At 64.1% G+C, this 21,519-nt stretch carries 14 protein-coding genes and 1 tRNA gene; 10 read left to right on the top strand and 5 right to left on the bottom strand.

The genetic code is table 11. From position 1 onward, the window contains the following. Positions 1-5 precede the first annotated feature (5 nt). Positions 6-1,451 carry a pyruvate kinase gene (pyk, locus tag E3T47_RS04735; RefSeq protein ID WP_134554732.1) on the top strand — a complete coding sequence of 482 codons (1,446 nt, stop codon included), beginning with the start codon at positions 6-8 and terminating at the stop codon, positions 1,449-1,451. A gap of 111 nt (positions 1,452-1,562) precedes the next feature. On the opposite strand, the gene E3T47_RS04730 is transcribed toward pyk, so the two are convergent. After that, positions 1,563-1,648: transfer RNA gene (locus tag E3T47_RS04730), tRNA-Leu, on the bottom strand. A gap of 38 nt (positions 1,649-1,686) precedes the next feature. On the opposite strand from E3T47_RS04730, the gene E3T47_RS04725 reads away from it, so the two are divergent. Continuing rightward, complete coding sequence (locus E3T47_RS04725) at positions 1,687-2,292, top strand: ANTAR domain-containing response regulator (protein WP_035879545.1); 606 nt, start codon at positions 1,687-1,689, stop codon at positions 2,290-2,292. A 136-nt stretch (positions 2,293-2,428) separates the two neighbouring features. Next, positions 2,429-5,956, top strand: a complete 3,528-nt coding sequence (locus tag E3T47_RS04720) for a TM0106 family RecB-like putative nuclease (RefSeq protein WP_134554730.1) — start codon at positions 2,429-2,431, stop codon at positions 5,954-5,956. Here E3T47_RS04720 and E3T47_RS04715 read toward each other — a convergent pair. Further along, a complete protein-coding gene (locus tag E3T47_RS04715) occupies positions 5,953-6,375 on the bottom strand; it encodes a hotdog fold thioesterase (RefSeq protein WP_134554728.1) in 423 nt (140 codons plus the stop codon). The genes E3T47_RS04720 and E3T47_RS04715 overlap by 4 nt on opposite strands. A gap of 53 nt (positions 6,376-6,428) precedes the next feature. Between E3T47_RS04715 and polA the strand changes: the two genes are divergently transcribed. From polA to uvrB, 6 genes are all read left to right on the top strand, one after another. Further along, complete coding sequence (gene polA / locus E3T47_RS04710; protein ID WP_134554726.1) at positions 6,429-9,107, top strand: DNA polymerase I; 2,679 nt, start codon at positions 6,429-6,431, stop codon at positions 9,105-9,107. 86 nt (positions 9,108-9,193) lie between these two features. Continuing rightward, a complete protein-coding gene (locus E3T47_RS04705) occupies positions 9,194-10,870 on the top strand; it encodes a DUF885 domain-containing protein (protein ID WP_134554724.1) in 1,677 nt (558 codons plus the stop codon). Positions 10,871-11,074: 204 nt separating this feature from the next. Next, a complete protein-coding gene (gene rpsA, locus E3T47_RS04700) occupies positions 11,075-12,529 on the top strand; it encodes a 30S ribosomal protein S1 (RefSeq protein WP_092107815.1) in 1,455 nt (484 codons plus the stop codon). A gap of 508 nt (positions 12,530-13,037) precedes the next feature. Further along, positions 13,038-13,955, top strand: coding sequence for a response regulator (locus tag E3T47_RS04695; protein ID WP_134554722.1), 918 nt, complete (start codon positions 13,038-13,040; stop codon positions 13,953-13,955). A 200-nt stretch (positions 13,956-14,155) separates the two neighbouring features. Beyond that, a complete protein-coding gene (coaE, locus tag E3T47_RS04690; protein ID WP_134554720.1) occupies positions 14,156-14,779 on the top strand; it encodes a dephospho-CoA kinase in 624 nt (207 codons plus the stop codon). A 69-nt stretch (positions 14,780-14,848) separates the two neighbouring features. Then, a complete protein-coding gene (gene uvrB / locus E3T47_RS04685) occupies positions 14,849-16,912 on the top strand; it encodes an excinuclease ABC subunit UvrB (protein ID WP_134554718.1) in 2,064 nt (687 codons plus the stop codon). A 175-nt stretch (positions 16,913-17,087) separates the two neighbouring features. Here uvrB and E3T47_RS16520 read toward each other — a convergent pair whose 3' ends face one another. The 3 genes from E3T47_RS16520 to E3T47_RS04675 form a co-directional block, all read right to left on the bottom strand. Beyond that, on the bottom strand, positions 17,088-17,222 hold the full coding sequence (locus E3T47_RS16520) for a hypothetical protein (RefSeq protein WP_277871801.1): 135 nt from the start codon (positions 17,220-17,222) through the stop codon (positions 17,088-17,090). Positions 17,223-17,312: 90 nt separating this feature from the next. Beyond that, positions 17,313-17,606: a hypothetical protein gene (locus E3T47_RS04680; protein ID WP_134554716.1), complete on the bottom strand. Its 294-nt coding sequence runs from the start codon at positions 17,604-17,606 to the stop codon at positions 17,313-17,315. Positions 17,607-17,907: 301 nt separating this feature from the next. After that, entirely contained in the window at positions 17,908-18,513 is a 606-nt protein-coding gene (locus E3T47_RS04675; protein WP_134554714.1) for a PadR family transcriptional regulator, read from the bottom strand. Positions 18,514-18,649: 136 nt separating this feature from the next. Here E3T47_RS04675 and uvrA point away from each other — a divergent pair, with 136 nt between their 5' ends. After that, positions 18,650-21,517 carry an excinuclease ABC subunit UvrA gene (uvrA, locus tag E3T47_RS04670; protein ID WP_134554712.1) on the top strand — a complete coding sequence of 956 codons (2,868 nt, stop codon included), beginning with the start codon at positions 18,650-18,652 and terminating at the stop codon, positions 21,515-21,517. Positions 21,518-21,519 lie beyond the last annotated feature (2 nt).

Genomic DNA, 21,519 nt, shown 5'->3' with positions numbered 1-21,519 from the left:
CCAGAATGAGACGCGCAAAAATCGTCGCAACCCTTGGGCCGGCAGCTGCCAGTTACGCACAGATCAGAGCGCTCATCGACGCGGGCGTTGACGTCTGCCGCATGAACCTCAGCCACGGCAACTACCAGGTGCACGAAAGCGTCTACGCCAACGTGCGTAAGGCCGCGAACGACTCCGGGCGTGCCGTTGCCGTCATGGTCGACCTGCAGGGTCCCAAGATTCGCCTTGGCAAGTTCGAAGGCGGCCCGTACGAGCTGGCCGTCGGTGACATTTTCAAGATCACCACCGAAGATGTGCTCGGTACGAAAGAACTCTCCGGAACAACCTTCAAGGGGCTGCCGCACGACGTGCACCCCGGTGACTTCCTGCTCATCGACGATGGCAAGGTGAAGGTGCAGGTCGTCGAAACGGATGGCGTCGTCGTCACCACCCGTGTTATCGTCGCCGGCCCCGTGTCCAACAACAAGGGAATCAACCTGCCCGGCGTGGCCGTCAACGTGCCGGCCCTGTCCGAGAAAGATGAAGCCGACTTGCGCTGGGGCCTTCGCCTCGGAGCCGACCTCATCGCCCTCTCTTTCGTGCGCAGCGCCGAAGACATCACTCGTGTGCACGAGATCATGGCCGAGGAAGGCCGGCGCGTTCCGGTGATCGCCAAGATCGAGAAGCCGCAGGCCGTCGACAACCTCGAAGAGATCGTCGACGCCTTCGACGCCATCATGGTCGCTCGCGGTGACCTCGGCGTTGAGCTTCCGCTCGAGGCCGTGCCGATCGTGCAGAAGCAGGCCGTGGAGATCGCCCGCCGCATGGCCAAGCCGGTCATCGTCGCCACGCAGATGCTCGAATCCATGATTCTGAGCCCGGTGCCCACCCGCGCCGAGACCAGCGACGTCGCCAACGCCGTCCTCGACGGTGCGGATGCCGTAATGCTCAGCGGTGAGACCAGCGTCGGCGAATACCCCGTCGTCACGGTGCAGACCATGGCCCGCATCGTCGAATCCACCGAGGTGCACGGGCTCGAGCGCATCGGCAAGCTGACCAACCGCCCGCGCACCCAGGGCGGCGCGATTACCCTCGCCGCTATCGAGGTCGCCGAGTTCGTCGATGCCAAGTTCCTCTGCATCTTCACTGAGTCCGGCGACTCGGCGAGGCGCATGTCGCGCCTGCGGTCGAAGATTCCGATGCTGGCCTTCACACCGGAGCCGGGTATCCGTCGTCGTCTCGCCCTCACGTGGGGCGTGCAGACCTTCCTGGTGGAGCCGGTGACCCACACCGATTCCATGTTCGGCCAGGTCGACGACATCCTCATCGGTCAGGGCCTCGCCGAGATCGGTGACAAGGTCGTCGTCATCTCCGGTTCCCCTCCCGGAATCGTGGGCTCGACAAACGACATTCGCGTGCACCGCGTGGGCGACGCCCACAACGAGGTCGCACCGGCGTACGTCAAGAATTAGCGCTCAAACCAAAAGCCCCGCCCGATCGTTTCGGGCGGGGCTTTTGGTCATTCATGAGAGAACTGAGGCCTGCACACACGTGCAGGCCTCAGGTGGACTGGTCTTGATACTTGGTACCGGTGGTGGGACTCGAACCCACACGTCCTTGCGAACAAAGCATTTTGAGTGCTCCGCGTCTGCCATTCCGCCACACCGGCTTGCAACCACTCGATTCAGAATACCGTAGGCTTTCCTCGTGACCGACCAAGACAGCACCCCCACCCCTCCGCGCCGCGTTGTCGTCGCTGAGGATGAATCCCTCATCCGCCTCGACATTGTCGAGATTCTGCGCGACAACGGCTTTGAAGTCGTCGGTGAAGCCGGTGACGGAGAAACTGCGGTCGCCCTGGCACGGGAGCTTCGCCCCGACCTGGTCATCATGGACGTCAAGATGCCCCAGCTTGACGGCATCAGTGCGGCCGAACGCCTGTCCAAGGAGCACATTGCTCCGGTCGTGCTGCTGACGGCATTCAGCCAGAAAGAGCTGGTCGAGCGCGCCACCGAAGCCGGCGCCCTCGCCTACGTCGTCAAGCCGTTCACCCCGAACGACCTGCTGCCCGCGATCGAGATCGCCCTCTCGCGTTACAGCCAGATCATCACCCTCGAGGCCGAGGTCGCCGACCTGGTGGAACGGTTCGAGACCCGCAAGCTCGTCGATCGGGCCAAGGGCCTGCTCAACGAGAAAATGGGCTTGACCGAGCCGGAGGCCTTCCGCTGGATTCAGAAAGCCTCGATGGACCGTCGCCTCACCATGCACGACGTGTCGCAGGCGATCATCGAACAGCTCAGCGCAAAAAAGTAGCTTCACCTTTTCTTACAGAACGGCCCGGCAGCTTCTGCCGGGCCGTTCTGCGTTACAGCCGCGGTGCCGGCGTGGCATTATTCGGACGGTGTGTCGGGGGGTGCCCGCTACGCTCGAAAGGACGAAGGGCGGGCGAATGTTCCTACTGGACGGCGGCGTGGTGACGAGCGCGAGTGACCTGAGTGCGGCATCCGTTTGCGAATTCGCGTTTCTGCGCCGCATCGATGCGAAGCTTGGCCGCATCGACAGCGTGCAAGACCCGATCGACGGCATGCTCGAACGCACGTCACGGCTCGGCGACGAGCACGAGCACCGGGTGCTCGAACGCTACCGGCACGGTCATTCCGTGGCCCTGATCGCCCGCCCGGACGGGATGTCCAGAGCCGGTCTCGAGGCAGCAGCCGCCGAGACCCGGCTTGCCTTCACCGCGGGTGTCGAAGTTGTTTTCCAGGCCACGTTCCTTGACCCGGAATTTGGCGAATCACACTTCGGTCAGCCCACCGCCGACATCGCCTTCCTCGGTTTTGCCGACTTCATCGTTCGGCAGCACGACGGTGCCTGGCTGCTGCAAGACACCAAACTGGCCCGGCACGCCAGGGTCACCGCGCTGCTGCAGCTCGCCGCCTACGCCGAGCAACTCGAACGCATCGGGGTGGCAACGGCCGAGACCGTCGAACTCCTGCTCGGCGACGGCTCCGTGAGCGTGCATCGGCTTGCCGATATCCGCCCGGTCTACCGCAAACGCAAGCAGCGCCTGGTGCAGATCATCACGGAGCGCCTCGTCGACAGCGCAGCCGTCGCCTGGGGAGATTCGCGCTATACCGTCTGCGGTCGCTGTGCCGCCTGTGAGAGCGAGGTGCAGGAGCACCGCGACCCGCTGCTGGTTGCCGGGCTCCGGCTCTCGCAGCGAGCGCGGCTGGCAGCCGGCGGCATCCGCACCATCGAGGCGCTGGCGGCTTCCACGGGGGGAATCGAGGGCATAGCCGACTCGACGCTCGCCGCGCTGCGCACGCAATCCCGGCTGCAACTGCAGGCCGTGGCGGGCACGGCCCCGCCGGTCGACCTGCACAACCCCGGCGCGCTCGTCGTGCTGCCGGAGCCAAGTCCCGGCGATATCTTCTTCGACTTCGAGGGCGACCCGCTCTATTCGGAAGGAGGCTCGACCGAATCAGACGCGACCCCCGGCGCTCCCACGCACTGGGGCCTCGACTATCTCTTCGGCCTCGTCGAGGTCGACGAAACCTTTCGTGCCTTCTGGGCACACACCTGGGCCGACGAAAAGCAGGCGCTCACCGAGTTTCTCGCCTATCTCGCCGAGCGCCGCGTCAGGTACCCGGGCATGCACGTCTACCACTACGCCGCCTACGAGCGCACCCACCTGCTCAGCCTCGCGGCCCGGCACGGCATCGGAGAAGACCAGATCGACCAGCTATTGCGCGAAAACCTGCTGGTCGACCTCTATCCGCTGGTGCGCAAAAGCATGCGGGTCGGTTCGCGCTCCTACTCGATCAAGAAGCTCGAACCGCTCTACATGGGCACCGAGTTGCGCGGCGGCGAGGTTACCAACGCAGCGGATTCCATCAACGAATACGCCGCCGCCCGCCACCTGCACGAGCACGGCGATGCAGCAAAATCCCAGCGCATGCTCAACTCCATCGCGGACTATAACCGCTACGACTGCGTGTCAACCCTGCGTCTGCGCGACTGGCTGCTCGCGCTCGCCCGCGGGGCCGGCATCCGCTCGGCCGGCACGCACCTCAAAGCGGATGCCGACCCGCCCGAGCCGTCGCCGGTGCGCGACGCCCTGCTGGCCGTCGCGGTCCCGGCCAGCCACACCCCGCGCACCGCCGACCAGACCGCGGCCGCCTTCGCCGCCGCGGCGATCGACTACCACCGCCGGGAGCAGAAGAGTTTCTGGTGGGGGCACTACTATCGGCTCGAGTATCCGCTCGACGAGTGGCAGGACACCAGGGACGTGCTCGTCGTGGAGAGTGTCGACGTGGAACGCGACTGGTTCCGTGAGGGGCAGCAGCGGGTCGACCGCCGCCAGCTGTGGCTGCGCGGACGGCTCGCCCCGGGTAGCAGCATCAAACCGGGCGACCAGGCCGGACCGTACCTGCTCTACGAATACCCCGGGCCGTTCACCAACACCGATACCTCGGAGGGTGCCCGTACCCACCGCACCGTGAAGGTGCTCGCGGTGACCGACGACGGTGGCATCCTGATCGAGGAGACGCTGCAGAAAGACGTGCCCCGGTACGACCACCGGCCGAGCGCCCTTGCACCGGCTGCGCCGCCCCGGCCGATGCAGCAGAAACCCGCGATCGATGAGTGGGCCGCCGCAATAGTTGACGCCCAGCCGGGCTGGCCGCTCGACCCGATGGTCGATATTCTGCGCCATACTCCGCCGCGCACCCGTACGGGGCGCCTGACGGCCGTCGCGGCTGCTGGCACAACGATCGATGCCGTCATCGCGACCCTGCGCGACCTCGACCATTCCTATCTGGCGATCCAGGGCCCTCCCGGCACCGGCAAGACCTACCTCGGCGCCCACGTCATCGCGGCGCTCGTGCAGCAGTACGGCTGGAAGATCGGTGTCGTGGCCCAGTCGCACGCGGTCGTCGAGAACCTGCTGCGTGCCGTCGTCGCGGCAGGGCTCGACGCCGACCTCGTCGGAAAGGCGCCCAAGACCGGTGCCGCACCGGAGGAATCCGCTTTTACGCTACTGCTGAAAGACGGCCAGCTGCTCTTCGGCCTCGACCATGCGGCCACCGGTTTCGTCATCGGTGGGACCGCCTGGGACTTCAGCAATCCGGCTCGCGTGCCGCGCCACAGCCTCGACCTGCTCGTCATCGACGAAGCCGGGCAGTTCTCGCTCGCGTCGACCATCGCGGCGAGCGCCGCTGCCAGCAACCTGCTGTTGCTCGGCGACCCGCAACAGCTGCCGCAGGTGAGCCAGGGTACCCACCCCGAGCCGATCGATCAGTCAGCGCTCGGCTGGGTCGCCGCGGGACACGACGTGCTGCCCGTAGACCGAGGCTACTTTCTCCCCCAGAGTCGTCGCATGCATCCGGCTGTCACCGCCCCCGTCTCCCGCCTGTCCTATGGCGGTCTGCTGCACGCAGACCCCAGCACCGCGACCCGCTCGCTGGTCGGCATCGCGCCCGGGCTGCACTCGGTACCGATCGTGCACACCGGCAACGCCATCTCCTCACCCGAAGAAGCGAATGCCGTCGTGTCCATCCTGCAGGCCATCATCGGCCGCCGCTGGACCGACCCGACCAGCGATCGGGTCGACGACCCCCTGACCGAAGCCGATGTCATTGTCGTGACCCCTTACAACGCGCAGCTGGTACTGGTGCGTGAGACCCTGGCCGGTGCCGGATACCCGAACGTTCGCGTGGGCACCGTCGACAAATTCCAAGGCCAGGAGGCGGCCGTCGCCATCGTCACCCTCGCGGCCAGTTCGGCCGATGACGTGCCGCGCGGCATGGCGTTCCTCATCATGAGAAATCGCCTGAACGTGGCCATCTCGCGGGCGAAATGGGCCGCCTACCTCGTCTACTCGCCCGCGCTGACCGAGTATCTGCCGGTGACGCCGGCCGGCGTCGCCGAACTCAGCGCGCTCATCAGCCTGGTCGAGCCGGACCCCGCAGACATCTAGCCCTGCGGCGGCAGGTCCTTGATGATATTTGTGATGCGAATCGTCGAGCAACGCCGGCCGTCATCGTCGGTGACCACGATCTCGTGGGTGGTGAGGGTACGCCCCAGGTGAATCGGGGTGCAGACTCCGGTGACGTACCCCGCGGTGGCTGAACGGTTGTGCGAGGCGTTGATCTCAATGCCGACGGCGAGTTTTCCAGGTCCGGCGTGCAGGTTCGCGGCCATCGAGCCGAGCGACTCGCCGAGCACGACGTAGGCGCCGCCGTGCATGAGCATGGCGGGTTGCGTGTTGCCAGCAACGGGCATCCGTGCCACGGCCCGGTCAATCGTGAATTCGGTGAACTCCAGCCCCATCTTGTCGGCCAGGTCGCCGCCGCGCTGCTGAACCCAGGCAAGTGCGTCGTCAGTCGAATCGAACATGATCACCTTTGGTCGGGAGAGCCCACGCACGAAGACACTTGTAGGCTGGGGGAGTGTTGGACTCCGAAAAGCCTACCCTGATGATCATCGACGGCCATTCCCTGGCATTCCGGGCATTTTTTGCCCTGCCGGTGGACAGCTTCCAGACCCACGCCGGGCAGCATACGAACGCCATCCACGGCTTTCTATCGATGCTGCTCAGCCTGCTGCGTAACGAGAAACCGACGCACCTCGCGGTCGCCTTCGATATTTCGCGCGCCTCCTTCCGTACCCGGGAATACCCCGAGTACAAGGGCACCCGCAATGCGACTCCGCCGGAGTTCCTCGGGCAGATTCCGCTCCTGCAGGAAGCCCTCGCCGCGATGAACATCACGACCATCACCAAGGAAGACTTCGAGGCCGACGACATCCTCGCGACCCTCTCGGTCGAGGGCACCGCCGCCGGCTACAACGTGCTCGTGGTCTCCGGCGACCGCGACGCCATCCAGCTGGTCAACGAGACCGTCACCCTGCTCTACCCAGCCAGCCAGGGCGTGTCTGCCCTGACCCGCTACGACCCGGCCCGGGTGCGCGAACGCTACGGCATCGAACCGGAGCAGTACCCCGACGTGGCCGCTCTCGTCGGTGAGACCAGCGACAACCTCATTGGCATCAGCAAGGTCGGTGAGAAGACCGCCGTGAAATGGCTCGGTCTCTACGGCAGCCTCGACGGCATCCTCGAACACGCTGACGAGATCAAGGGCGTTGTCGGCAACAACCTGCGCGAGCAGAAAGAGAACGCGATCCGCAACCGCCGACTCAACCGCCTGGTCACCGACCTGGAGCTGCCCATGACGGTCGCCGCCCTCGAACGCGGCGCCATGAACACCGATGCCGTGCGCGACATCTTCACCCGCCTCGAGTTCAAGACCCTCCTCGACCGGGTGCTCAAGCTCGCCGGCGCAGATCCGGCGTCCGAGGTATCCGCTCTCATCGCCGTCATCGACGAAGTTCCCGCCCTGCAGGCGCCCGTCGCGCAGGACTTGCTCGACGAAGAACTCCAGGCCTGGCTCGACCGAGCCACGGCCGCCCACCCTGGCGGAATCGGCCTTACCGTGGAGGTGCAGGACGGCAGGGCCATCGGTTTCGGCCTGGCAAGCCCGACGGAGACCATCAATCTGCCGTGGCAGCAGGGTCGCGACGACTACGCCCCGCTGGAATCCTGGCTCGCGAGCGACGCCCCGAAGATCATGAACGACGCTAAGCACCAGGTGAAGGCACTGCGTCGCAGTGGCCTGCCGTTTACGGGCCTGGCCTTCGACACGCTGGTTGGTGCCTGGCTCGTCCGTCCCGGCGGTCCCGACAAGACCCTGGCCGACCTCGTGTCGCGCTACCTTGACGAAAGCCTGCCCGTCGCCGACCCCAATCAGCTCGTGCCGGATGAGACCCAGCAGTCCGGCGCCCCCGCGCAGGCCTGGTATACCCTGCGGGTATTCGCCGCTGTCGAGATAGCGCTCGACCCCGGCTCCCTCAAACTGCTGCTCGACATTGAGCTGCCGACACTGCTCGCACTGGCCGACATGGAACTGGCCGGCGTGAGCGTCTCCCACTCGCAGCTCGCGGAACTGTCAGCCGAGCTCGGTGCCAGCACAGCAAGCCTCGCCGCCGCCGCCTACGCCGAGATCGGCCGCGAAGTGAACCTCGGCTCACCGAAGCAGTTGCAGGACGTGCTGTTCGAGCAGCTCGAGATGCCAAAGACCCGCGCCAACAAGACCGGTTTCTCAACGGATGCCGGTGCTCTCGCCGACCTGCAGGCCAGCAACCCGCATCCGTTCCTTGATCTGCTGCTCAAACACCGCGACGCCACCAAGCTGCGCCAGATCGTGGAAACGCTGGACAAAGCCATTGACACGACCGGTCGCATCCACACAACCTATGTACAGATCGGCACCACGACCGGACGCATTTCTTCCAACGACCCCAACCTGCAGAATATCCCCGTCCGCACCGAGGAGGGCCGACGCATCCGCGCCGCGTTCCAGGCTGGCACGGGCAGCGAGAGCCTGCTCACCGCCGACTACTCGCAAATCGAGATGCGCATCATGGCGCATCTCTCCGAAGACGCCGGGCTCATCGAAGCGTTCAACGCTGGCGAAGACCTGCACCGATTCGTCGGTTCACGCATTTTCGGCGTCGACCCCGGCGACGTTTCCTCCGAGATGCGCAGCAAGGTCAAGGCCATGAGCTACGGGCTCGCCTACGGCCTGAGTGCCTTCGGGCTGTCCAAGCAGCTACGCATCGACACCAAAGAGGCCAAGCAGCTCATGACGGACTATTTCGAGCGGTTCGGTGCGGTGCGCGACTACCTACGGAACGTCGTCGAGCAGGCCAAGGTCGACGGCTACACCGAGACCATCTTCGGTCGCCGCCGCCCGTTCCCCGACCTGGCCAGCCCCAAACGAGTGCTGCGGGACAACGCCGAACGTGCGGCCCTCAACGCTCCGATCCAAGGTTCCGCCGCTGACATCATGAAGATCGCCATGAACGGTATCGCCGCCGACCTGACGGATGCCTCGATGGAGTCTCGCATGCTGCTGCAGGTGCACGACGAATTGATCTTCGACGTCGCACCGGGGGAGTGGGACGCTCTAAGCCAGGTCGTCACCCACAACATGGAATCCGCCGCCGACCTGCTCGTTCCGCTGACGGTTCAGGTCGGTCGCGGTGCCAACTGGGACGCCGCCGCTCACTGATCACGGGGCTGAGTCTTTGGCCGTTGACCGGCCAGTTTCCCCAATTGGGGGGTTCAGATCTCGCGGTCGTGTTCTAGGCTCTGAGCATGACAAACGACAGCCAGCGCACTCCAACGGCCATTGATCAGATCGCTGAACAGTGGGTGGACACCCTGGTCGACCTCGACCCGACGGTGGGCACGTACATCGGCCGGACCGAGGGTGATGGCCGCTACGGGGATTACTCCCCGGCCGGCCATGAGCGCTTCGTCGCTGAGGCGAAAAGGACGATTGCCCAACTGGACGCCGCTTCGCCGGTCGACAGCGTTGACGAAGTCACGCAAACCGACCTGCGCAGCGAGCTGTCGCTTAGCGTGGAAAGTTCCGACGCCCAGCTGCAGCTGCGCGACCTCAACGTCATCGCCTCACCCGCGCAGGAGATCCGCGAGATCTTCGACCTCATGCCCACGAAGACCGTCGACGACTGGGCGAACATCGCCTCGCGATTGGGCAATCTGCCCGCCGCTATCGATGGGTACATCGAGACCCTCCGGCTCGGCATCGAACGCGGCGTGACGCCGGCCCGGCGCCAGGTGCGCGAGGTGCTCGTCCAGGCTCAGCGCCACGCCGCCAACGACGGATTCTTCGCCGACTTCGCTGCCAACGCCGCCCTGGACGACGGCACCCTGCCCGCCTCGCTCGCGAAGGACGTCGGCCTCGGCGCACGTCGCTCTGCCACCGCCTACAGCAAATTGGCGACCTTCTTCAGCACCGAGCTCGAAGGCAAAGCGACCGCAGACGACGCGATTGGCCGCGAATTGTACACCCTCGCCTCCCGCCGATTTCTCGGCGCCGCTATCGACTTGGACGAAACCTACGAATGGGGCATCGAAGAACTCGCCCGCATGGTCGAAGAGCAGGAAAGGGTCGCGCACCAGATCAAACCCGGGGCGAGTGTGCTCGAGGCCATCGCCTTCCTTGATACCGACCCGAGCCGCAAACTGCACGGCACCCGGGCATTGCAAGAGTGGATGCAGAAGACCAGCGACAAGGCTGTGGCGGACTTGGCCGCCACCCAGTTCGACATCCCCGACGAGATCAAAACCATCGAGTGCATGATCGCCCCCACCCAGGAGGGCGGCATCTACTACACCGGACCGACCGACGACTTCTCCCGGCCGGGCCGCATGTGGTGGTCCGTGCCAGTCGGGGTGACCGAATTCGACACCTGGCGCGAACTCACCACCGTCTATCACGAGGGCGTCCCCGGCCACCACCTGCAGATCGGCCAGGCCGTCTTCAACCGGGCCAGGCTCAACACCTGGCGCCGTCAGCTCGCCGGCACCTCCGGCCACGCCGAGGGTTGGGCGCTCTATGCGGAACGCCTCATGGAACAGCTCGGCTATCTCGACGACCCGGCTGACCGTCTCGGCATGCTCGACGGGCAGCGGATGCGCGCCGCTCGCGTCGTCCTGGATATCGGCGTGCACCTCGGCAAGACCCTGCCAGACGGCACCGGCCCGTGGACCTCGGACTACGCCTTTGAATTTCTTGGGCAGAATGTGAACATGAACGAGAGTTTCGTGAAGTTCGAGGTCAACCGTTACCTCGGCTGGCCGGGCCAGGCTCCGTCCTACAAGGTTGGCCAGCGTATCTGGGAACAACTGCGCGACGCCGCGCAGAAACGCCTGGGCGGCGCCTTCTCGATCAAGGAATTCCACCGCTCGGCCCTCGACCTGGGTGGCGTAGGGCTAGACACGTTGCGGTCTGCGCTGATGAAATAGCGCATCCGTTTGGGCAGTCGCTCCGGCAACGCGGCCAAGTTGCCTGCGAGGGAGTCTGGTAGCTAGGATAGAGTGTCACATTTGTGGCGCTACCCGCTGCCATGCGCGAACGTTCCGCGGTCTTTCTGCACCGAGGAACATCCACGTAAACCTGAACGACTTTCGCGTATGGCCCTATTATGTCCATCCTGGAGCAACTACTACATGACAATCGCAACGACCGAACGGGCACCCAAGCAGGTCGCCATCAACGACATTGGATCTGCTGAAGACTTTCTTGCCGCGGTCGAAAAGACTCTGAAATTCTTCAACGACGGAGACCTCATCGAGGGCACCGTTGTGAAGATCGACCGCGACGAGGTTCTCCTCGACGTCGGCTACAAGACCGAGGGTGTCATTCCCTCCCGCGAACTTTCCATCAAGCACGACGTTGACCCCTCCGAGGTTGTCAAGGTCGGAGACCTGGTCGAGGCCCTCGTTCTTCAGAAGGAAGACAAAGAAGGCCGCCTCATCCTCTCCAAGAAGCGCGCTCAGTACGAGCGTGCATGGGGCGATGTTGAAAAGATCAAGGAGTCCGATGGTGTTGTCACCGGTTCGGTCATCGAGGTCGTCAAGGGTGGACTCATCGTCGACATCGGCCTGCGCGGCTTCCTGCCGGCATCGCTCATCGAGCTTCGCCGCGTCCGCGACCTGACTCCGTACCTGGGCCAGGAGATCGAAGCGAAGATCCTCGAGCTCGACAAGAACCGCAACAACGTTGTGCTCTCGCGTCGCGCCCTGCTCGAGCAGACGCAGAGCGAAAGCCGCACCACGTTCCTCAACAACCTCCAAAAGGGACAGGTCCGCAAGGGTGTCGTCTCCTCGATCGTCAACTTTGGTGCGTTCGTCGACCTCGGCGGCGTCGATGGTCTGGTGCACGTTTCTGAGCTCAGCTGGAAGCACATCGAGCACGCCAGCGAGGTCGTTGAAGTTGGCCAGGAAGTCACCGTCGAGATTCTCGAAGTCGACCTCGACCGCGAGCGCGTCTCCCTGTCACTCAAGGCCACGCAGGAAGACCCGTGGCAGGTCTTCGCCCGCACCCACGCCATCGGCCAGGTTGCACCGGGTAAGGTCACCAAGCTTGTTCCGTTCGGTGCGTTCGTTCGCGTTGCCGAGGGCATCGAGGGCCTCGTGCACATCAGCGAGCTCTCCGGCAAGCACGTCGAGCTTGCCGAGCAGGTTGTCTCGGTCGGCGACGAGGTCTTCGTGAAGGTCATTGACATCGACCTCGAGCGTCGCCGCATCTCGTTAAGCCTCAAGCAGGCCAACGATGGCGTCGACCCCGACGGCACCGAGTTCGACCCGGCCCTCTACGGAATGCTCACCGAGTACGACGACAAGGGCCAGTACAAGTACCCCGAAGGCTTCGACTCCGAGACCAACGAGTGGCGCGAAGGCTTTGACGAGCAGCGCGAAAAGTGGGAGCAGGACTACGCTGCCGCCCAGGCGCGTTGGGAAGCCCACAAGAAGCAGGTTTCGACCGCGAACGACGAGATCGCTGCCCCCAGCGACGTCGCACCGGCCGGATCGGCCTTCTCGAGCGAGTCGGCTGGCGCCGGCACGCTCGCCGACGACGAAGCACTCGCGGCCCTCCGCGAGAAGCTCTCCGGCGGCAACTAGCACCGCAGCTTCACCCCGTCAGCGGGCCGCATCCTTCGGGGTGCGGCCCGCTTTGCGTAACCGGGCAGCCGAAGCGGATGTCGGCGGAACGCCCGCACGAGGGCATCTGCCTGCGCTAGGCAGCTGTCATGAGGCACGTGGCTGATCGTGGTATACATACGAGTGAGGAAATGTCCTCTATTTGATTGTGTCCCGGTACTCACGAAATTGCCGAGCGGATGCGGCTATCCCCAGTTGCAACCGCTTTCTGGCTGGAATGGCACAGTGCACAACGGTTTACCGCCCCATCGGAGAGTTTCATGAATAGTTTTTGTCCCGTTGACTACGCCAACACCCGGGTCGAGGACAATTCTCAATCGCGGGGATCAAGGGCAACGAGGGCACACCAGTCAACGGAGTTCTGTCATGGTCAGTCAAAGGCCTGCCGTGCCGTGCTCTCTGGGCGACCGCCGGTACCGAGGGCGCAGCATTTGCCGATACGGCGTCACCGCCCAACCCCGGTGCATCGGTGAAAGCATCCTCCGGCTCCGGACCGCAGCGATCTTTGAACCCCAAAGACGAAACTGGCGATGCAATCGAGGAACCTTTTTTGCAAGAGTTGATCGCGGAGTCTGACTACGAGTCCAAATTGGGTTTGTCAGGTCTCGGCGACGGCGTTGCGGTCCCGCCTGCGCCGGGTGGAAGATCCACTGCCCTCGTCGTAGAGGACGACCACAAGTCGGCGAAGCTCGTTCGTCTGCTCCTCGAGGCCGAGGGCTTCGAGGTGGTTGTAGCTTCCACAGGCGAGGAGGCACTCGATCTTGCCCGCCGAGTTCCGCTGAGTCTCATCACCCTCGACGTGAAATTACCGGGTATCAACGGGTGGAAGTTTCTGCTTAGGCTGCACGATTCGCCAGAAATGGCGGCGATCCCTGTCGTGGTCATCGCCGGCGATACGGACATGAGTGTGGCGTTGAGTCGTGGCGCAGCGGCCGTGTTGGAGAAACCGCTCAAGCGAGCGAAATTGCAGGATTCCCTGTCCCTGCTGGGGCTTCTTCCGGACCGTTCCCACGCCCGCTACATCCTCGTCGACGACGAAGACCAGGAAACCATCGAGCAGGTGACCTCGTATTTGGAGAAATCGGCTGACCACGTCGAGTCCGCAGAGATCGTGGATGCGGCGATCACCGACGCCCTCCCACTCATGCCTGACCTGATCCTGATCGATCTCCCGATGGAAGAACTGGGTGGCTTCAAAATCGTGGGAACACTTCAGGAGCATGTGACGACGCAGCATATTCCGGTTCTCGTCACGTCGTCGGAGCAGCTCACAAATGAGGAACAAGACACCATCGACAGCGATCCAGAACAACCCGTCGTCGCCATGAACACGCGCGACCTCAACCGTGAGGTGTTGCTCGCTGATATCGAACCTGCTCTCGACTAAGCGGATACCGTGGCTTGCATGGGTGAGGTCGAGTTCGACCAAGACGGCAAGATCAGTCGAGAGGATTTTTTCTGGAAGATCCTGGAGTAGTCCGGCGGACTAGATCCAGCCGGCACCGGCGTGACTCCGTGTCTTCGCCGGCGAGGCGCATCCGCTTGCCGCATGTGTGCGCGGCACAGGCCAGCGGATAGCATGGCGGAATGTATCTGATTGGTCTGACCGGCGGGATTGCATCGGGCAAGAGCACCGTGGCGAAGCGGCTGGCCTTCTGGGGTGCCGTGGTCATCGACGCCGATCAATTGGCCCGCGACGTCGTCGAACCCGGCACGGCCGTGCTGGCAGCGATCAGTGCGGAGTTCGGGAGCGCTGTGCTCCTGCCGGATGGCAGCCTGAATCGACCGGCGCTTGGCGCGATCATCTTCAGAGATCCGGTTCGGCGCGAGCGTCTCAATGCGATCACCCATCCGGCGGTGCGTGAACTCACCCGCAACCGGGTCGCCCAAGCGACCGCCGCCAACCCGCACGCCATCGTCGTCTACGACGTACCCCTCCTCGCCGAGGCCATTGCCGGGGGCCTGCTTGCATTCGATCTGATCGTCGTCGTGCACGCAGACGCCGAGACCCGCATTCGGCGTATGGAAGAGTTGCGCGGCCTGACTCGAGAGGAAGCTATGCACCGCATCGCCGCCCAGGCGAGCGACGAAGAGCGCCTCGCCCTGGCCGACGTTGTGATCGACAACTCGGACAGCGTCGACGCGATCCAGGCCCAGGTCGACGCCCTCTGGGAGCGGGTGCGAACCGCCGAGGCCGCGCGACTGCCGTGAGAAACCCCTCCGCTGATCGCGATCGGCCGGACAAAGCTGAGTGTCAGACCCTTTTTGTACAATGGAGACATGGAACCCACGCGCTCTGTGAACCCGTTCGAAGTGGTCAGTGAGTACACGCCGAGCGGCGACCAGCCCACGGCGATCGCCGACCTGACGGCCCGTATCAATGCGGGCGAAACCGACATCGTGCTGCTTGGCGCCACCGGAACCGGTAAGTCCGCGACGACGGCCTGGCTGATCGAGCAGGTGCAGCGGCCAACGCTGGTTCTGGCCCACAACAAGACTCTGGCCGCGCAGCTGGTCAACGAATTTCGCGACCTCATGCCGAACAACGCGGTCGAATACTTCGTCTCGTACTACGACTACTACCAGCCGGAGGCCTACGTTCCGCAGACCGACACCTTCATTGAGAAGGACTCCTCGATCAATGAGGAGGTCGAACGGCTGCGGCACTCCACCACCAATTCGCTGCTGAGTCGCCGCGACGTCATCGTGGTCTCGACCGTATCCTGCATCTATGGGCTCGGTACACCGCAAGGGTACCTCGACGCCATGATTGCGCTGCAGGTCGGCCAGAAAGTCAGCCGAGACTGGCTGGTTCGCAAATTCGTCGCAATGCAATACAAGCGCAACGATGTCGACTTCTCGAGGGGCAATTTTCGGGTTCGCGGCGACACGATCGAGATCATCCCCGTGTACGAAGAGCTTGCTATTCGCATCGAGATGTTTGGCGACGAAATTGAAGGCCTGTACAGCCTGCATCCGCTTACCGGCGACATCGTCAAGAAACTCGACGCGGTCTCGGTCTTCCCCGGCTCGCACTACGTCGCGAGTGACGATGTCATGCGCCGGGCGATCGGCACCATCGAGATCGAACTTGCCGATCGGCTCGAAGTGCTGGAACGCGAGGGAAAGCTGCTCGAAGCACAGCGACTGCGCATGCGCACCACCTTCGACCTCGAAATGATGGAGCAGATCGGGTTCTGCTCCGGTATCGAGAACTACTCGCGGCACATCGACGCGCGCGAACCGGGAGAGGCCCCGCACTGCCTACTCGACTATTTTCCCGACGACTTTCTCATGGTCATCGACGAGTCGCACGTGACCGTTCCGCAGATCGGCGCCATGTACGAGGGCGACTCCTCGCGCAAGCGCACCCTGGTCGACCACGGCTTCCGGCTGCCGAGCGCGCTCGACAACCGACCGCTCAAGTTCAACGAATTTAAGAATCGGGTCGGCCAGACCGTCTACCTGTCGGCGACGCCGGGCAAGTACGAGATGGGCATAGCGGATGGCATAGTCGAACAGATCATTCGCCCGACCGGCCTGATCGACCCGCAGATCATCGTCAAGCCGAGCGCCGGGCAGATCGACGACCTGCTCGAAGAGATCAAGAAGCGCACGGAACGCAACGAACGCGTGCTCGTCACGACCCTCACCAAGAAGATGGCCGAGAACCTCACCGACTTTCTCACCGAGGCCGGCGTGCGGGTGCGCTACCTGCACTCCGATGTCGACACCCTGCGCCGGGTCGAGCTGCTCACCGAGCTGCGCGCTGGCATCTACGACGTTCTGGTTGGCATCAATCTGCTGCGCGAGGGGCTCGACCTGCCCGAGGTGTCCCTCGTCGCCATCCTCGACGCCGACAAGGAAGGTTTTCTGCGCTCCGCGACCTCGCTCATCCAGACGATCGGGCGTGCTGCCCGAAATGTGTCTGGCGAGGTGCACATGTACGCCGACCGTCTCACCGCGTCGATGGAGAAGGCGATCGATGAGACCGACCGTCGCCGTGAGAAGCAGGTCGCCTACAACACCCTGCACGGGATCGACCCGACCCCGCTGCGCAAACGTATCGGCGACATCACCGAGGCCCTCGCCCGCGAGGAGGCCGACACTGCCGAATTGCTCGCCGGCCGTGATGCCCGCCGTAAGAGTCCAACGCCCAACCGGCGGGTCGGCCTGGCCGCGAACGGCGCCAACGACCTCGAGTCGATTATCGCCGATCTCAACTCGCAGATGCTCGAGGCTGCCGGGGAACTCAAGTTCGAGCTTGCCGCCCGCCTGCGCGATGAGCTTTCCGAGCTCAAGCGCGAGTTGAGACAGATGGAGAAGGCCGGCCACCTGCAGTAGCCGCGCTGGAGAACGTCGCGAGCCGGTGTCGGCTCACGCGGTCGAGTACTGTTCGAACCCTCACGTTGCGGCACTCGTCGGGAGAGCGGATGCTGCCGGCCCAGCCCAGCCCAGCCCAGCCCGGCCCAGCCCCGCCCAGCCCAGCCCCGCCCGCCCAGCAGTCGTGCCAGCCGATTCAGCCAAAGACCGCCCGATTGTTGAAGCGGGTGCGGTTGCCGCCGGCCGTGCGGGCGCCGCCGGCGGCAACGAGCGCCGGCAGCGCCACCAGCACGATGAAGGAAAACTGCAGCCACGGCCGGGCGAATGGCAACAGAGCTGGCCCCGAACGCGCGGGTCAGCGAGAGCGCGAGCGACGGCACCAGCCCGAGCAGCACCACGATGACGCTGCCGAGGCCCACCATCACCACGGCCTGCCACAGAATCCGAAGGTCTGACGTACTCGCGGCGATGCCCCAAGCGAGGTAAGCACCGCATTGTCACGGGGCCCGTCGGCGCGGGCGAGTCCGATTGTGAACGAGACGGTCACGAGGTCAATGACGGCCGTGAGTCCGAGCAGTGGCCAGCTCCTCGTCGCACCATAAAGCTCCGGCCCCGACCCGATCTGCAGGTTTATATCCGTCGACACGGCGGGGAGTGCGCCCTGCGCGTGGACGGGCTCTGTCTGGGATGGTACCGCGTCGAGGGTGGTGCTCACATCGACAGGTTGAAATCCTGAAACACGAAGCTGAGGCTGCGTCGTCGCGGTGTCGCGAGTCTTCTGGTCAAAAGCTGGCTACGCCAGGGTCCCTCAACGATGACCTCGCCGCCCGTCGGCGGGGTCAGCTCGCCGGCTATGGTGCGCTGGGTCGATTTTTGCCGAACCGGACGCCCCATCACCGCCACGAGCTAGCCGTTACTCACCGACAGGTCAACACCCGCAAGCGCCGAGATCAGGGTCTCGCCGCGACCGTACCGCATCGACACGTCGTCGAGCTGGAGCAGAAGATCGGAGCCGGTCATGCGCCGACGTGCACCTTGGCCGGGCGACCGCGCTTGGGCACGTCGGTGTTCAGCGGCAGGGGAGCGGCCAGGCCGGCGGTTCGCGCTCGGGCGAGCTGGTTCTCCGAGTGGTCGAGCCAGCGGGCCTCGGCCTCGGCGGCGAAGATGAGAGAGTCGATCACGAGCAGCCAGGCCAACTGTTCGGAGGATTCCGGGTCGGCGGTAGCGTTTTTGGTGCGAGTTAACTCCTGCAGGGTGCGCCTTGTTGCGGTGCGCTGTACCTGAATCACCTGGGCGATGTCGACGCCCGGCAGCGTCACGGCGATCGCGAGTTTGATGGCCAGCTCGTCCCGGGTGGCCATGGTGCGCACCACGGGGGAGTTGAGCCAGTCGGCGACCTCCGCGCGCCCGGCCGTCGTGATCTCGACGTAGTTCTGTCCGTCGGCGTCGATATCAGCCTTTTGCACCAGGCCGTCCCGCTCGAGCCGGTCGAGGGTGTTGTAGATTTGGCCTACGTTGAGCGGCCAGGTCGACCCGGTGCGACGGTCGAACTCGGCCCGCAACTGGTAGCCGTAGCACGGCCCCTGGTTCAGGATGGCGAGCAGGCTCTGGCGAACAGACATACAACCTCCGGTAATTCAGACGGCTAATAATTACCGTGTATATACATACACCGTAACAACATGTGGGCAGCCGCGTGTTCGCTCTCGGCGGCGGTCGTTGTCCGGCGGTGTCGGTGGCGTTGCATAGACTTATTAAGTGTCGATTACGCAGGTAGCAGCAGGTCCGAAACTCAGTGTGCGCGGAGCCCGCGTACACAACCTCCACAACGTTGATCTGGAGATTCCCCGCGATTCGCTCGTGGTTTTCACCGGACTTTCGGGTTCGGGCAAGTCATCGCTGGCCTTCGACACGATCTTCGCCGAGGGGCAGCGCCGCTATGTCGAGTCGCTCTCGGCTTACGCCCGGCAGTTCCTCGGCCAGGTCGATCGCCCCGACGTCGACTTCATCGAGGGCCTGAGCCCGGCCGTCTCAATCGACCAGAAGTCAACCAACCGCAACCCGCGGTCCACGGTCGGCACCATCACCGAGATTTATGACTACATGCGCCTGCTCTGGGCCCGTATCGGGGTGCCGCACTGCGCTATCTGTGGTGAGGTCATCCGGTCCCAGACCGTGCAGCAAATCGCCGACCAGCTGATGGAGCTGAAGGCGGGCACCCGCTACCAGGTGGTCAGTCCGGTCGTCTCGCAGAAGAAGGGCGAGTTCGTCGACCTGTTCCAGGAACTTGCCGGCGGGGGATATTCTCGCGCGATCGTCGACGGCACGCAGATTCAGCTGAGCGAACCACCCACGCTCAAGAAGCAGCAGAAGCACGACATCGCCGTAATTGTTGACCGCCTGGTCGCCGGCCCTGAGCTGCTCAGTCGCCTCACCGACTCGCTCGAAACGGCTCTCAAACTCACCGATGGCCTGGTACAGATCAACTTTCTTGATGAAGAGGGCGACAAGGCCTGGCAAAACTACTCCGAGAAGCTGTCCTGCCCGAACAACCACCCGGTGCAGCTGACCGAAATCGAACCGCGCACCTTCTCGTTCAACGCCCCGTTCGGCGCCTGCCCGGAGTGCTCCGGCCTCGGCACCCGCATGTCCGTCGACGAAGACCTGCTGCTCGGTGACCCCGACCTGAGCATCGCCGAGGGCGTCGTACTGCCCTGGACCACGCAGGGTAAGGGGCTGTTCCAGTACTACGAGAAACTGCTCGACGGCCTTGCCCGCGACCTGGACTTCTCGCTCGACACGCCGTGGGGCAACCTGACCAGCGAGGTGCAGAACGCCGTCATGCGCGGCGACAACTTCGAGGTGCGCGTCAAGTGGAAGAACCGCTACGGCCGCGAGATGAGCTACACGTCCGGTTTCGAGGGGGTTGTGCCCTATATCGAACGCCAGTACCTGCAGGCTGAGAGCGACACCCAGCGTCAGCGCTGGTCCGAATACCTGCGCGAGGTTGACTGTCACGTGTGCGGTGGCACGCGGCTCAAGCCCGAGGTACTCGCCGTGCTCGTGCACGACGTGAGCATTGCGGATGTCTGCGCGCTCAGCTTGAGCGACGCCCGCGAGTTCATGGACGAGCTCACCCTGACCGACCGGGAGGCGGCTATCGCAGCCCAGGTTCTGCGCGAGATTCGCGCACGCCTCGACTTTCTCATCCGGGTTGGGCTGAACTACCTGAACCTGTCCCGCGCAGCGGCGACGCTCTCGGGAGGTGAGGCTCAGCGCATCCGTTTGGCCACCCAAATCGGTTCCGGCCTCACTGGGGTGCTTTACGTGCTTGACGAACCAAGCATCGGCCTGCACCAGCGCGACAATCGGCGCCTGATCGAGACGCTCGTCACCCTGCGCGACCTCGGCAATACCCTGATCGTGGTCGAACACGACGAAGACACCATCAAGACCGCCGATTGGATTGTTGACATCGGCCCGGGCGCCGGCATCAACGGCGGGCACGTTGTGCACTCCGGCTCCTATGCAGACCTGCTTGCCAATACGAAGTCCCTCACCGGTGACTATCTGGCCGGGCGCAAGTCCATTGCTACTCCCACGACACGGCGCCCGATCGACCCAGAACGTCTAATCGGCGTGACCGGTGCTGAGGCGAACAACCTGCAGAAGGTGTCGGTGACTTTTCCGCTTGGCACCTTCACCGCCGTCACCGGGGTCAGCGGCTCCGGCAAATCGTCGTTGGTCAACGATATTCTCTATCGGGTGCTTGCGAACCGGCTCAACGGTGCCCGCAAACTACCCGGCAAACACACCCGGGTCACCGGTCTGGAACAACTGGACAAGGTCATCCACGTCGACCAGGCACCCATTGGGCGCACCCCGCGCTCCAACCCGGCCACCTACACCGGGGTGTTCGACAAGATCCGCACACTGTTTTCCGAAACCATCGAATCGAAGACCCGCGGTTACCTGCCCGGCCGCTTCAGTTTCAACGTCAAGGGTGGCCGCTGCGAAGCCTGCTCGGGCGACGGGACCATCAAGATCGAGATGAACTTTCTCCCCGACGTGTACGTGGCCTGCGAGGTATGCGGGGGAGACCGCTACAACCGCGACACACTGACCGTGCACTACAAGGGCAAGAACATTGCCGAGGTGCTCGACATGCCGATCAGCGAAGCGGCCGACTTTTTCGAACCGATCTCATCAATCCACCGCTTTTTGAAGACGCTCGTCGAGGTCGGCCTCGGCTACGTCCGCCTCGGTCAGAGCGCCACGACCCTATCCGGCGGCGAAGCCCAGCGGGTGAAGCTCGCCACCGAGCTGCAGCGCCGCTCCAACGGTCGCAGCGTGTACGTGCTCGACGAGCCCACCACTGGCCTGCACTTCGAAGACGTTCGCAAACTGCTGCTCGTGCTCAACAGCCTCGTCGACAAGGGCAACACCGTCATCGTGATCGAGCACAACCTCGACGTCATCAAGTCCGCCGACTGGGTGATCGACCTCGGTCCAGAGGGCGGTTCCGGCGGCGGCAAGGTGCTCGCCACCGGCACGCCCGAGCACCTCGCTACGGTCAAGAAGAGCTTCACCGGTTCCTTCCTCAAGGAGGTTCTGGCTGCCGGCTAGGC

This window comes from Cryobacterium ruanii, assembly GCF_004404055.1.
Classification (GTDB): Bacteria; Actinomycetota; Actinomycetes; order Actinomycetales; family Microbacteriaceae; genus Cryobacterium; species Cryobacterium ruanii.
Note: the sequence above shows the minus strand (reverse complement) of the source record. Positions and strands in the feature narration are given on the sequence as shown.